Source organism: Sorangium sp. So ce693, from assembly GCF_051521375.1.
Classification (GTDB): Bacteria; Myxococcota_A; Polyangia; order Polyangiales; family Polyangiaceae; genus Sorangium; species Sorangium atrum.
Genome location: NZ_CP150347.1, coordinates 9,939,867 through 9,952,270, shown reverse-complemented (window position 1 = coordinate 9,952,270; position 12,404 = coordinate 9,939,867). Strand labels below are relative to the sequence as shown.

The window sequence follows — 12,404 nt, the reverse complement described above, 5'->3', positions numbered from 1 at the left end:
GTCAACGCCGCGCGCCGCGCAGCGCGCGTGAGGGCCGTAGCATGTCCGCGAAAGGACGCCGGTGCTACCCTGACGCCGCCATGTCCGCCAAATACCCTCGCTCGTTCCACCTGCCGTGGTCCCCGGGCGGAACGTCCGACGACAAGAGGATGGCGGACGTGTCGGGGCTGCTCGGCGTCGAGATCGTCATCACCGAGAAGTGCGACGGGAGCAACCTCACGTACACGCGGGCGAGCGTCTTCTCCCGCTCGCACTCGGGCCCTCCGTCCCACCCGAGCTTCGACCTCGCGAAGGCCACGCACGCGAGCATCGCGCACCTGCTCTCGGAGGGCATGTCGCTCTTCTGCGAGTACTGCTATGCGGTCCACTCCATCGAGTACGAGGCGCTCCCGGGGTATTCACTCGTCTTCGGCGTGCGGGACGACGTGCGGGGCCTCTTCTGGGAGTGGGACATGGTCGTGGCCCAGGCGAACGATCTGGGGCTCCCCACGGTGCCTGTCCTGTTCCGGGGCACCGTCGAGGGCGAGCGCGAGCTCGAGGCGCTGACGACCGCGCTCGCGCGCGAGCCCTCCGCGTTCGGCGGCCCGCGCGAGGGCGTGGTGGTGCGGGCCGCCGGCGAGTTCCCGGACGCGGCGTTCCAGCGGCGGCTCGCCAAGTGGGTGCGGCGCGGGCACGTGCAGACGGACGAGCACTGGATGCACCAGGAGATCCGGCCCCAGCGCCTCGCCCCGGGGCCGGCGCCGGCGCCGGTAGACGCGTCACCGCCGTGAGGCCAGCGCCGCGAGCCGATCGCAGAGGCCTTCGCGGATCGGGCCGTAGGCCTTGCGGTACTCCTCCCAGTCGAGGCGCTCGTCCGCGACGATCTCGCGCCAGTACGGGTTCGCGGCGCCGTAATCGTGGAGGACGCCCGTCTCGGCGATCTGCACGGCGAAGAGCGGCACCCGGAGGGCGTGGAAGAGCTTCTTCTTCGAGGCCTCCGGTTCGTCGTCGAAGCGGGCGCCGGCCTTCTTGAAGTCGGACGCGGAGCGGCTCGCGGCCGACGCGGCGAGCTTCTTTCTGTCGAGCTTGAACGGGAAGGGCGGCCTCCCTTCCTTGAGCCGGTGCTCGGGCGGCAAGAACAGGCACTCGAGCGCGAAGACGCTGTGCTCGGCGATGGCGCCGCGGAAGGTGTCGAGGCCGTGGACGACGACGTTGACGCCCGGCGCAAAGGCGAGGTCCTGCCGCGCGTCGCGCCGCGCGAGGACGGCGACGAAATCCTCGTCGGACGTCGCGGACGCGGTGCCGTACACGCGCGATCCGGCGCGGAAGACGCTGTGAACCTCGCCGTCGTTGCGGTCGAGGACGCGGAGCACGGTGGAGAGGCTCATGGCAGCGGCCTCGTTCGAGGGACGGTGAGCATCGCGCCGTTGCCATCCCTGCGCAACGGTCGGCGCGCGCGCGACGGAGCTGGCGGGATGGTCAACCTTCGGTCGTCCGCTCGCCGGCACCAGGGGGGAGCGTCGTGTCGTCGCCTGTGGTTGCCGAGCAGCTCCGGTGCTCGCGCCGAGCGCGCCGGCTCAGATAGGCCACGATGACGATGTTGATCACCAGGATGACGATGCGCGTCAGTCGCCATCCATGGCCGACGAGGTCGATGATCTCGAAGGGGACGAGCGAGGCTGTCGCTCCGACGACCAGCCAGGGGGCCCACCTGTAGCCATGGCGGAGCGACGAACCCTCGATGAAGCTGAGCAGGGAGTCCGCCGCCAGCGCGGCGCTCACGACGTGGGCGCCGTGCGGCGTCGTCGCCTTCGAGAGCACGTCCATCAGCGCGGCGCTCCAGGCGCTCGCGCTCTCCCTGCCCAGCGTGACCGCGAACGCGTGAGCCCTGGCGGCGAGCCCGGACGAGGCCAGGAGGAAGATCGCGATCGCCAGCACGATCTGCAGCACCGATTTGGCGAGCTTGTAGACGATGATGACGCGCACGCCGAGCGCCCGCCGCAGAGCATGGGCCTGACCGGCTGCGAATCGATCCCTGGCGGCCATGCGATCCATCCTGGCACGTGTCTCCCGCGCGCGGCGGCCCGTATCGACCTCGAATAGGCCCGCCGGGCTCAACCATCGGGACGCCATGGAACGAACCCGGCCACGAGGCAAGGATGGGCCCGAACTTCGGGACATGCGCGACCGTGGGCTCGCGGAGCTCGACCTCATTGACATCACGCGTGTCGAGGACGGCAGCTGGCGCGACGTGTACGGAGCTCGGGCCGTGGCCTGCGACGTCCCGGCCGGCTGCGTGGCCTTGCCTCGCCAGCGCCTGGCCGCTCCCGCGGCAGCCGTGGCCGACAGCGTGTATAATCATGGTGTTTCGCCGATGATCTCTTGATCAGGGCAGAATCCGCGCGAGGCATTCCTGCAAGTGGGGTACATATGGCCGTCGGGCAGCAGCAAGCGGGTCAGCAAAGCCTGTTCACCGATGATTTTTTCTACTTCATCCTGAGGCTTCGAAAATCCCGTATCCAGTCCGTGGTGGCCCGCGTGCGGCGCATGTATCCAGACGAGTCGCCGGAGCAGCAGGCGCGCCGGCTGATCGCATCGACCAAGGCGATCTCTTTGGCCGCGGGCGGCGTCGTCCATGTGCCCTCCATCATCCCTGGGTTCGGCATCGTGTACGAAGGCGTGGGGTTCGTCGCAGGCACATCCATCCTTACCAGGATGCACCTTTACCTGGTCCTCGAGATAGCCCTGCTCTTCGGGAAGGACATCGACGAATCCGAGCGCGTGAAAGAGCTCGCGGCCGTGGTGGCGGCTTGTGCCGCCAGCGCCGCCGCGCCGGTGGCCGTCCTCGCGGTGAGCTTGAACCCGGCCTTCGCCGTGGCGACGGGGGCGCTCGCCGCGGCGGCCGTCTCCCGCGCGATCGGGGAATCGGCGATCCGCCGCTACCAGCGCTCGACGGCGCCCGAGGCGGCGGTCCCCGCGCCCGCGAAGGGATAGCGCCCCCGGCGGGGAGCCCGGGCTCGGTTGCAGCTGGACCGGCCGGCGTCGACGGCGATGCCGGCCGCCATCGGAAACCCCGGGAAGGAGCCATGTTTGCAGCACAAGGGCGTTGGTCGCCACACCTCCGGCGGAGCGCGAGCTCACCGGCGGCCGTCACGCTCCTGTGGACCCTGTGTTTCCGCGACCGTGGTAGCACTGTGCTCGGCGCCGCCTCCGTCGGCGGCGTCTCCGTGCATCCAGGAGGGTCCATGGCCGTTGCCGACTCGCACGCTGCTCGTCCCCAGAAGACCGATCACCTGCCCGAGGCCGTCGAACGGCGGGTGGCGGACGCCCTCGCCGCGCTGTCGCTCGAGCAGAAGGTCCGCCTGCTCACGGGCGCCGACTTCTGGAGCACGCACCCCGAGCCCGCGATCGGCCTGCGCCGCGTGGTCGTCTCGGATGGCCCGGTCGGCGTGCGCGGCGAGCGCTGGGACGAGCGCGATCCCTCGGTGTGCCTCCCTTCCTCCACCTCCCTCGCGGCCACATGGGACGAGGCCTTGCTGGAGCGCGTCGGCGCCGCGCTGGCGTCGGAGGCGCGGCGCAAGGGCGTCGACGTCGTCCTGGGGCCGACCGTCAACCTGCACCGCAGCCCGCTCGGCGGCAGGCACTTCGAGTGCTTCTCGGAAGATCCCCTGCTGACCGGCCGGCTCGGCGCCGCCTACGTCCGAGGGCTGCAGGCCCACGGCGTCGGCGCCACGCCCAAGCACTACGTCGCCAACGACTCGGAGACCGAGCGGTTCACGGTCGACGTCCGGGTCGATGAGCGCACGCTGCGCGAGCTCTACCTCGCGCCCTTCGAGCGGATGATCACCGGCGCGGGCGCGTGGCTCGTGATGGCCTCGTACAACGCCGTCAACGGGGCGACCCTGACCGAGAGCGCGCTGCTCGCGTCGCCGCTCGAGGACGAGTGGGGCTTCGACGGCGTCGTGGTCTCCGACTGGACCGCGACCCGCTCCACCGAGGCCGCGGCGCGCGCGGCGCTGGACCTCGCCATGCCGGGCCCGGGAGGGCCGTGGGGCCAGGCGCTCGTCGCCGCCGTCCGCCGCGGCGCGGTGCCCGAGAAGGCCATCGACGACAAGGTCCGCCGCCTGCTGCGCCTCGCCGCCCGGGTCGGCGCCCTCGAGGGCGTCGCGCCGGCCGCCCCTGTCCCGGCCCCGCTCTCCGGCGCCGAGGCCGGGACGCTCGCCCGCGAGGCCGCCGCGGCCGGCATGGTGCTCGTGCGCAACCAGGGCGACGCGCTCCCCCTCGACGCGGCCAGCTTGCGGCGCATCGCCGTGATCGGCCCGAGCGCCGCGGCGGGGCGGATCCAGGGCGGCGGCAGCGCCAGCGTCCACCCGCACTACGCGGTCTCGCCGCTCGACGGGCTGCGCGCCGTGCTCGGCCGGCGCGCCGACGTGCTCCACGCCGTCGGCACCCGCATCCACGAAGGGCTCGTGCCGGTGTCCGGGGACCAGGTCGTCGACCCCGTGAGCGGCCAGCACGGCGTCCACGTGCGGCTCCTCGACGCGAAGGGCGGCGTCCTGCACGAGGAGCACCGCGACGTCGGGCGCCTCACGTTCATCGGAGATCAGCGCGCGAACGAGGCCGCGACGATCGAGGTGACGGCGCGGTTCCGCGCAGCCGAGGCGGGGCTCCACCGGATCGGCGTGGCCGGCGTGGGCCTCTACCGCCTCACCGCCGGCGGGCAGGTCCTCTTCGACGAGGCCATCTTGCCGGACAAGGAAGACATCGCCGCGGCCCTGCTCGCCCCGCCGCAGCGGGCGGCCGAGCTGTCCCTGGCCGCCGGCCAGGAGGTCGATCTCGCCCTGACGCACACCGTCCCCGTGGGCACGCTCGCGGTGGCGTTCTCCCTGGGCGCCGAGGTCCCCGCGCTGTCCGACGAGGACGAGCTGGCGCGCGCCGTGGAGCTCGCGCGCTCCGCCGACGTCGCGATCGTGGTCGTCGGCACCACCGAGGCGATCGAGAGCGAGGGCTTCGACCGGACCACGCTCGGGCTCCCCGGCCGCCAGGACGAGCTGATCAGCGCCGTCGCGGCCGTGAGCCCCCGGACGATCGTGCTGGTGAACTCCGGCGGGCCGGTGACCATGCCCTGGCGCGACGAGGTGGCCGCTGTGCTCCTCACGTGGTTCCCGGGCCAGGAGTTCGGCGCCGCCGTCGCCGACGTGCTGCTCGGCGCCGTGGAGCCCGGCGGTCGCCTGCCCACGACCTGGCCCGCGCGCGTGGAGGACGTGCCCGTGCTCTCGACGAAGCCCGAGAACGGCAAGCTGGTCTATGCAGAGGGCCTGCACATCGGGTACCGCGCCTGGGCGCGCGCCGGCGTCGCCCCGGCCTACCCGTTCGGGCACGGCCTGGGCTACACGCGCTGGGAGATCCTCGACGTGGAAGCGCCGAGCGTCGCCGCCGGCGCGGCGGTCGAGGCGCGGGTGCGCGTGCGCAACGCCGGGGCGCGCCGCGGGCGCCACGTGGTCCAGCTCTACCTGTCGCGGCCGGACTCCGGGGTCGAGCGCCCCGCGCTCTGGCTGGCCGGCTTCGCGTCCGTCGAGGCCGAGCCCGATCAGACCGTCGACGTCGCCGTCACCGTCGAGCCGCGGGCCTTCGCGCACTGGGCGGCGGGCCGATGGCAGGTGGAGCCCGGCGCGTACACGCTGCATGCGGGACACTCGGCCGCCGTCCTGACGAGACAGACCGCGGTGCACCTGCACGACTGAGAGCGCAGCTGCGCGGCCCCGGCGCTGCGCGTGCTCGCTGGGATCGATCCGGCGATCCCCGGATCGAATCGATGAGCCCGGAGCGAGGCTTTGCCAAGGATCATGGCGGGCGCCTCGCTCCCCCTCGTCATGCCTTGGTGCAAATTGCCTCAGCGTGACCGATGCGCGCGGCCGATTCCCCGCCGAAAAGGGGAGTCCGTGCTGGTCTTGTCGTGAGGGCGCGCGGGCGAGCGTCGAGCTCGCCGGCGTTTGCGCGCGCGACAGGACGTGGGCTCTGTGTTTCGCCGCGCAGGCGCCGGCGGAGGTGAGGAGACGGCTCCTGGTTCGCCGCTTGCTTTCCTGGAGGGCGACCCATGATGGACGAGCACCATGTCCCCGGCCAGAGCGGATGGCTCGCGCTCGCCGGGAGAGGCGATGAGAGCACGGGCGGCGTTTCGTCGAGCGTCCGTGGATCGCAGCGGGACCGCGCCGTGGGCGAGGTCCTCGCGGGCAAGTACCAGATCGTGGGTCGGCTGGGCGCCGGGGGCATGGGCACGGTGTGGCGGGCGCGCAGCCTTTGGCTCGACGTCGACGTGGCGATCAAGGTGCTTCACGAGGAGCAGCTCGACGCCCACGCCGCCGAGCGGTTGCTCCGGGAGGCGCGCGCGACGGCGAAGCTCGGCCATCCGGCGATCGTGCGCGTGTTCGATTTCGGCGAGACCGACGCGGGCGAGCCGTTCCTGGTGATGGAGCTGCTCGAGGGCACGCCGCTCTCGAGCTGGCTGGAGGCGAGGGGCCGGGTGCCGGCGGAGCAGGCGGTCCAGATGCTCTTGCCGGTCGCGTGTGCGCTCGCGACGGCCCACGCGCAGCGCATCGTCCATCGCGACATCAAGCCTGCCAACATCCTCATCGTGCCCGACGGCGCGGGCGGCCACGTCCCGAAGGTCGTCGACTTCGGCATCGCCAAGCTCGCCAACGCGGCGAGCCCTGCGATCACGCAGCGAGGGATGATCGTCGGCAGCCCGGAGTACATGTCGCCGGAGCAGGCCGACGGTCAGCTGGACGTCGGGGAGCAGACCGACGTCTGGGCGTTCAGCGTGGTGATGTACGAGCTCATCACCGGGCGGCGGCCGTTCAGCGGGGAGACGCTCAGCGCCGTGATCGTGTCGATCTTCAGCAAGGAGCCGGTGCCGACGACGGAGCTCGGCGCCGGCGACGAGGCGCTGTGGGCGATCCTCCGGCGCGGGCTGGCCAAGTCGCCGGCCGATCGATGGCCCAGCATGCGCGCGCTCGGCCGCGCCCTGGCCGCCTGGGCGGTCGAGCGCGGGGTCACCGCGGACGTGGCGGGCACGTCGCTCGCTCACCAGTGGCTCGCGCGAGGGGCCGAGCCGCCGCTGGCGGCGGAGACGGCGGCCACGATCGCCGCGCCTGCGGGCGCGACCTCCGGGGCGGAGGCGGCGGCGCGGCGCCCGGCCGTCGCGCGGGAGGCGCCGGGCGCGCTGCCGACGCCGGCGGCCACGCCCGTCGCGCGCCGGGGCGGCACCATCGAGATGCCCAAGGCATGGCGCGGAGCTCCGCTCGGGCTCACGCCCCCGCCGTGGCTCCAGAAGGCGCTCGTTGCCGGGGTCCTCGCCTTCGCCGCGCCTCTGGTCGTCGTCCTGGGGCTGGACGCGCGGGGTGGAAGGGCGAGCGCGGGCACCGCTCGAACGGCGGTCGTTGCGGCTGCTCCTGCCGTCGGCCTGGGCGCGTCGGAAGCGGTGCGGGGGACGGCGTCGGCCGCCTCCGCCATCGGCGTCGCGCCCCCCGATGCCGGCGCGCGGCGCGCGGCTGCTGCTTCCGAGACGGCCGTGAGGGGCGCGCCGGCGGACAGCGCGCCTCCCGAGCGGGACGAGCAGAGCGATCCGTGGGAGGGGCCGAGCGACCCATGGGACGAGCTGTTGCCGGCCCCGGTGGAGCCGCACGCCCAGGTGGCCGAGCCGCCTGGCCAGCGGATCGCTCCGCGCGCCCAGGTGGCCGAGCCGCGCGCTCAGGTGACCGAGCCGCGCGCTCGGGTGGCCGAGCCGCGCGCTCCGCGAGCTGCGTCCCCGCGTCCGCGGCCTGTCTCCACGTCCATGCCGCTGCCGGCGGCGCCCGACTTCTGAGGTGGTCATGCGCACTCTCGGGGTGAAGCTCCGTTGCCTTCGTGGTTCTGGCGATCTGCTGCTCCTCCTGGTCACGCTCGCCGCGGGGGCGCTCGGGCCGGGAGGCTGCTCCGTTCTCATCAGCGACGAGCTGTCCGACAAGGCCGACGAAACGGAGGGCGCCGGAGGGCTCGAGGACCAGACCGGCGACGGGCGTGGCGGGGGCGACGTCAACGGCAGCAGCGGCGAGGGCACGAGCCGCACCGCCGCGAGCAATGGAGGCAGCGGGAGCGGCGCTGACCCGAGCAGCGGGAGCGGCGCTGACCCGGGCAGCGGAAGCGGCGCTGACCCGAGCAGCGGGAGCGGCGCTGACCCGAGCAGCGGAAGCGGCGCTGACCCGAGCAGCGGGAGCGGCGCTGACCCGAGCAGCGGGAGCGGCGCTGGCGCGAGCGGCGCTGACCCGAGCAGCGGGAGCGGCGCTGGCGCGAGTGGTGCTGGCCCGAGCAGCGGAAGTGGCGCTGGCCCGAGCAGCGGAAGTGAGGCTGGCCCGAGCAGCGGAAGTGGCGCTGGCCCGAGCAGCGGAAGTGAGGCTGGCCCGAGCAGCGGAAGTGGGGCTGGTCCGAGCAGCGGGAGCGGCGCTGACCCGAGCAGCGGGAGCGGCGCTGGCCCGAGTGGCGCTGGGCCGAGCAGCGGGAGCGGCGCTGGCCCGAGTGGCGCTGGGCCGAGCAGCGGGAGTGGCGCTGGGCCGAGCAGCGGGAGCGGCGTTGGCCTGAGCAGCGGTGGAGGCGAGAGCGGAAGCGGCGTTGCCACGAGCAGCGGGAGCGGCGAGGGAGGCGAAGGTAGCGGGAGCGCCGAGGGCAGCGGAGGGGGCGCTGGCGCGAGCGGCGAGGGAGGCGAGGGCAGCGGAGGCGGTGCTGGCCCGAGCGGCGGCGGTGCTGGCCCGAGCGGCGAGGGAGGCGCGAGCAGCGGGAGCGGCGCCGGAGGCGCTGGAGCGAGCAGCGGCCCAGGCAGCGAGGCGACCTGCAATGGCCATTACGCCGATTGCGACGGGGACCCAGCGCACCATTGCGAGACCAACCTGTGGAACAACGACGCTCATTGCGGCGCCTGTGACAACAGATGCCCGGCCCGCACGAAGTGCCGGCAAGGAGAGTGCTCATGAGCGCGCGCCCCGCAGCGCGATCCGCACGGCTCGGCGTCGCGCTCGCCGCGGCCTTGCTCATGGCCGCCGCCCCGCTCCCCGCGTCGGCGCACGACGCGGGCGACGTGGAGTCCGCGCGCGCGCTGTTCGTCCAGGGGGCCAAGCTGGCGAAGCAGGGGCGCTGGGAGGAGGCGCGCGCGCTGTACGCCCGATCGCTCCAGATCAAGGCGGCTCCCCTCACGCGCTACAGCCTCGGCGTCGCGCAGAGGGAGACCGGGCACCTTGTCGAGGCGCTCGCCAGCTTTCGCACCTTCCTGGCCGAGCCGCCGACGCCGACGACCACGCCCTACGTCGGTCCGGCGCGCGAGGCGGTCGCGGCGCTCGAAGGGCGCATCGGCCGAGCGACGATCGCCCTCAAGCCTGCCGAGATCGACGGGCTTGCGCTGGCCGTGGACGGGCGGCCGCTTCGCGGGGCGCCTGGTCAGGTCATCGAGCTGGACCCGGGCGCTCACGAGATCTCCGCGAGCGCTCCAGGGTTCCGCGCTGGGGTCGCCCGGTTCAGCGTCGGCGCGGGCAGCTCGGTCGAGGTCCCGATCGCCCTGGCGCGAGCCACGACCGAGGCGAGGCACGCCTCGGCTGCCGGGGGCGCTCTGCCTCCTGTGGCCGGCGCTGCCGATGCATCGCCGAGCCGGACGCTCCCGTTCGTCGTTCTGGGCGCGGGCGGCGCGCTCTTCGCCGGCGGAGCCATCCTCGGGCTCTCGGGCGTGAGGCAGGCGAGCGATGCCCGCTCGAGCTCGGGCGCGGACGCAGGCGCCGCGCGGGCCAAGGGGATCGCCGGCGACGTCCTCGGCGTCGCCGGTGTCGCGACCGTGGGCGTCGGGCTCTACCTGCTGCTGAAGGAGCCCGCGCCGAGCACGCCCAAGGCGGGCTCCGTGACGCCATGGCTGAGCGCGTCCGGCGCGGGCATCGAGGTGCGGCTCTGAGGCCGCGCGGCCCGCGCCGAGCCCACCGCGGCGGCGAGCGCTCGACGCCAGGACGGGGAAAAGGCGCAAAATAGAGGCGGCGAGGGAACTTCCCGGCGGAAGCGAGGACATGGTACTGCGCGCCGATGCGCTCGCTCGTGACGGTGCTGTCCCTGGCCGCGCTCCTGGCCGCGGGCGCATCCGCCTCGGCCAACGGCGACGGGACCAGCCCGCCCCCTGCGGCCGCGCCCGCGGCGAGCGCTGCTCCTGCGGCCGCGCCCACGGCGAGCGCGCCCGCGTCCCCGCAGGACGCGGCGGCGGCCCGCTGGTGTGCGCCGGAGCTCGCGTCGCTGCCCGGTGAGGTCTGCGCGTTCCTGCCGGCCAGGGAGGCGCCTGGCCCCCGGGTGCTCGTGATCTTCCTGCACGGCGTCGTTCAGCCCGATTCTGGGTGGCAGTGGGCGCAGCAGCGGGGCGCGGCGCGGGCCGGCGCCCGGCACGGGGTCGCCGTGATGATGCCGCGCGGCCGGCGCGGGATCGGTCCGAAGGCCATGGAAGACTGGTGGTGCTGGCCCACCGCCTCCGCCGCGCAGACGGCCCACGGGGACGCCCTGATCGCCGAGTGGGACGCGGCGCGCGCGGAGCTCGAGCGGCGCGCGGGCGGGCGCTTCGAGCGGGTGCTCGTGTTCGGCTTCTCGAACGGGGCGTACTATGCGACGTCGCTGGCGATGCGCGGGCGGCTGCCGGTCGACGGCTACGCGGCGTTCGCGGGCGGATCGGGCGCGCGCTACCTGGAGCGGGCGGGCGCGCAGACGAAGCCGCGCGCGCCCGTCTTCGTCGGCTGGGGCGGGAAGGACCCGGCGCACCAGGACCAGGTGGCGCTCGCGAAGATGCTCCGCAGGCTGAAGTGGCCCTCGAGGTCGCTCGGCAAGCCGCGCGCGGGGCACGCGATGACCGACGAGCAGGTCGACCAGGCGTTCGCGTTCCTGAGCGGCAGGCGAGGCGGCGACAAGGCGCCCGGCCGAGGGCGCGGAGCTGGATCGCGATGAAGGACGCGCTGACGACCGCGCTCTCCCCAGATTTCCTCGAGCGCGAGGCGGCCCGCCTGGGCGCGCTGCTCGCGGATCACGTGCGCAGGGCGCAGCGCCGGGAAGGGCCGGTGCTGGTGCAGCGATCGATCGAGGAGATCCTCGCCGCGCTCGACTTCGATCGCACGGTCGCGCACGGCGGCGCGGATCTCGCTGCCCTCGTCGCCACCGTCCTCGACAACAGCAACCGGCTGCACCATCCCCGCTACTTCGGTCACCAGGTGGCCGTGCCGATGCTGTCGTCGGCGCTCGCCGATCTCGTGCACGGCGTCCTGAACAACGGCATGGCCGTCTACGAGATGGGGCCGGCCGGGACCGCGATCGAGCGCGGGCTCCTCCGCTGGATGCGGGGCAAGATCGGCTGGGGCGCCGAGGGCGACGGCGTCATCACCCACGGCGGGAGCCTGGGCAACCTGAGCGCGCTGCTCGCGTGCAGGGAGCGCGTCGCCCCGGGGAGCTTCAAGACGGGCGTCCCGCCCGGCCTCGTCCTGCTCGCCTCCGAGGCGGCGCATTACTCCGTCGCGCGCGCCGCTGCCATCATGGGCCTCGGCGGCGATGCCGTCGTGAAGGTCGCGGTGGACGACGCGCTGCGGATCGTCCCGGAGGCGCTCTCGCGGGCGTACGAGGAGGTGAAGCGGGCGGGCAAGCGGGCGCTCGCCGTGGTGGCCAACGCGGGCGCGACGCCGAACGGGGCCTTCGACCCGCTGCGGGAGATCGGCGCGTTCTGCCGGCGGGAGGGGCTCTGGCTCCACGTCGACGGCGCCCACGGCGCGGCGGCGCGCTTCACCGAGCGCTACCGGGACCTCCTCGACGGTGTCGAGCTCGCCGACTCGCTGGTCTGCGACATGCACAAGATGCTCGGCACATCGACGCTGGCCTGCGCGGTCCTCGTCAAGGATCCCGCCGCGCTCGCCGGCACCTACGAGCAGTACGCGCCGTACCTGCACGGCGAGGACGAGCGCCAGGGCGTCGATCTGTCCAAGCTCACGTTCGAGTGCACGAAGGCGCAGCTGTCGCTCAAGCTGTTCTTCAACCTCGCCCTCGTCGGCGAGGCGGGCATGTCGGCGCACGTCGAGCGCCTCTTCGACGCCGCCCGGCGCTTCCACGGCCTCCTCGCGCGCCGGCCGGCGTTCGAGTGCTTCGGCGCCCCGCAGGCCAACATCCTCTGCTTCCGGGTCGGCCGCGACTCGGCGGCGCAGGATCGCGTCCGGCGCCAGATCGTGGAGGAGGGGAGCTTCTACATCACGCGCACCACGCTGCGCGGCGAGTCGTGGCTGCGCCTCGTCATCATGAACCCGCAGACGACGGACGGGGACATCGAGGCGCTCGCGGCGCGCATCGAGGCGCTCGTCATCGACCACGCGCCGCCGCCCTGACGAGCACGCGCCGGGCCG

Annotated in this window: 9 protein-coding genes; 7 read left to right on the top strand and 2 right to left on the bottom strand. The window is 73.9% G+C overall.

Going from position 1 to position 12,404, the window contains the following annotated elements:
* Window positions 1-80 precede the first annotated feature (80 nt).
* Window positions 81-770, top strand: a complete 690-nt coding sequence (locus tag WMF14_RS37185) for an RNA ligase family protein (protein WP_437794062.1) — start codon at window positions 81-83, stop codon at window positions 768-770.
* On the opposite strand, the gene WMF14_RS37180 is transcribed toward WMF14_RS37185, so the two are convergent.
* Entirely contained in the window at window positions 759-1,367 is a 609-nt protein-coding gene (locus tag WMF14_RS37180) for a hypothetical protein (RefSeq protein ID WP_437794059.1), read from the bottom strand. The two genes, WMF14_RS37185 and WMF14_RS37180, sit on opposite strands and share 12 nt — an antisense overlap.
* Before the next feature lie 91 nt (window positions 1,368-1,458).
* Window positions 1,459-2,025 carry a DUF2127 domain-containing protein gene (locus WMF14_RS37175; RefSeq protein ID WP_272104439.1) on the bottom strand — a complete coding sequence of 189 codons (567 nt, stop codon included), beginning with the start codon at window positions 2,023-2,025 and terminating at the stop codon, window positions 1,459-1,461.
* A 336-nt stretch (window positions 2,026-2,361) separates the two neighbouring features.
* Here WMF14_RS37175 and WMF14_RS37170 point away from each other — a divergent pair, with 336 nt between their 5' ends.
* The 6 genes from WMF14_RS37170 (at window position 2,362) to WMF14_RS37145 (ending at window position 12,386) form a co-directional block, all read left to right on the top strand.
* Window positions 2,362-2,973, top strand: coding sequence for a hypothetical protein (locus WMF14_RS37170; RefSeq protein ID WP_437794056.1), 612 nt, complete (start codon window positions 2,362-2,364; stop codon window positions 2,971-2,973).
* A gap of 251 nt (window positions 2,974-3,224) precedes the next feature.
* Window positions 3,225-5,723 (top strand): beta-glucosidase, encoded by a 2,499-nt coding sequence (locus WMF14_RS37165; RefSeq protein ID WP_437794055.1) that lies wholly within the window; start codon window positions 3,225-3,227, stop codon window positions 5,721-5,723.
* Window positions 5,724-6,076: 353 nt separating this feature from the next.
* Window positions 6,077-7,843, top strand: a complete 1,767-nt coding sequence (locus tag WMF14_RS37160; RefSeq protein WP_437794052.1) for a protein kinase domain-containing protein — start codon at window positions 6,077-6,079, stop codon at window positions 7,841-7,843.
* Window positions 7,844-8,980: 1,137 nt separating this feature from the next.
* A complete protein-coding gene (locus WMF14_RS37155) occupies window positions 8,981-9,946 on the top strand; it encodes a hypothetical protein (RefSeq protein ID WP_437794050.1) in 966 nt (321 codons plus the stop codon).
* 125 nt (window positions 9,947-10,071) lie between these two features.
* Complete coding sequence (locus WMF14_RS37150) at window positions 10,072-10,971, top strand: alpha/beta hydrolase (RefSeq protein ID WP_437794047.1); 900 nt, start codon at window positions 10,072-10,074, stop codon at window positions 10,969-10,971.
* The gene (locus WMF14_RS37145; RefSeq protein WP_437794045.1) at window positions 10,968-12,386 is read left to right on the top strand and encodes a pyridoxal phosphate-dependent decarboxylase family protein; all 1,419 of its coding nucleotides are present in this window, start codon (window positions 10,968-10,970) and stop codon (window positions 12,384-12,386) included. The genes WMF14_RS37150 and WMF14_RS37145 overlap by 4 nt, the downstream gene beginning before the upstream one ends.
* Window positions 12,387-12,404 lie beyond the last annotated feature (18 nt).

Bases quoted from the DNA above. Each gene is read 5' to 3' on its own strand.
- WMF14_RS37180 (WP_437794059.1), bottom strand. From the start codon at position 1,367: ATGAGCCTCTCCACCGTGCTCCGCGTCCTCGACCGCAACGACGGCGAG.
- WMF14_RS37165 (WP_437794055.1), top strand. From the start codon at position 3,225: ATGGCCGTTGCCGACTCGCACGCTGCTCGTCCCCAGAAGACCGATCAC.
- WMF14_RS37155 (WP_437794050.1), top strand. From the start codon at position 8,981: ATGAGCGCGCGCCCCGCAGCGCGATCCGCACGGCTCGGCGTCGCGCTC.
- WMF14_RS37185 (WP_437794062.1), top strand. From the start codon at position 81: ATGTCCGCCAAATACCCTCGCTCGTTCCACCTGCCGTGGTCCCCGGGC.
- WMF14_RS37160 (WP_437794052.1), top strand. From the start codon at position 6,077: ATGATGGACGAGCACCATGTCCCCGGCCAGAGCGGATGGCTCGCGCTC.
- WMF14_RS37175 (WP_272104439.1), bottom strand. From the start codon at position 2,025: ATGGCCGCCAGGGATCGATTCGCAGCCGGTCAGGCCCATGCTCTGCGG.
- WMF14_RS37150 (WP_437794047.1), top strand. From the start codon at position 10,072: ATGCGCTCGCTCGTGACGGTGCTGTCCCTGGCCGCGCTCCTGGCCGCG.
- WMF14_RS37145 (WP_437794045.1), top strand. From the start codon at position 10,968: ATGAAGGACGCGCTGACGACCGCGCTCTCCCCAGATTTCCTCGAGCGC.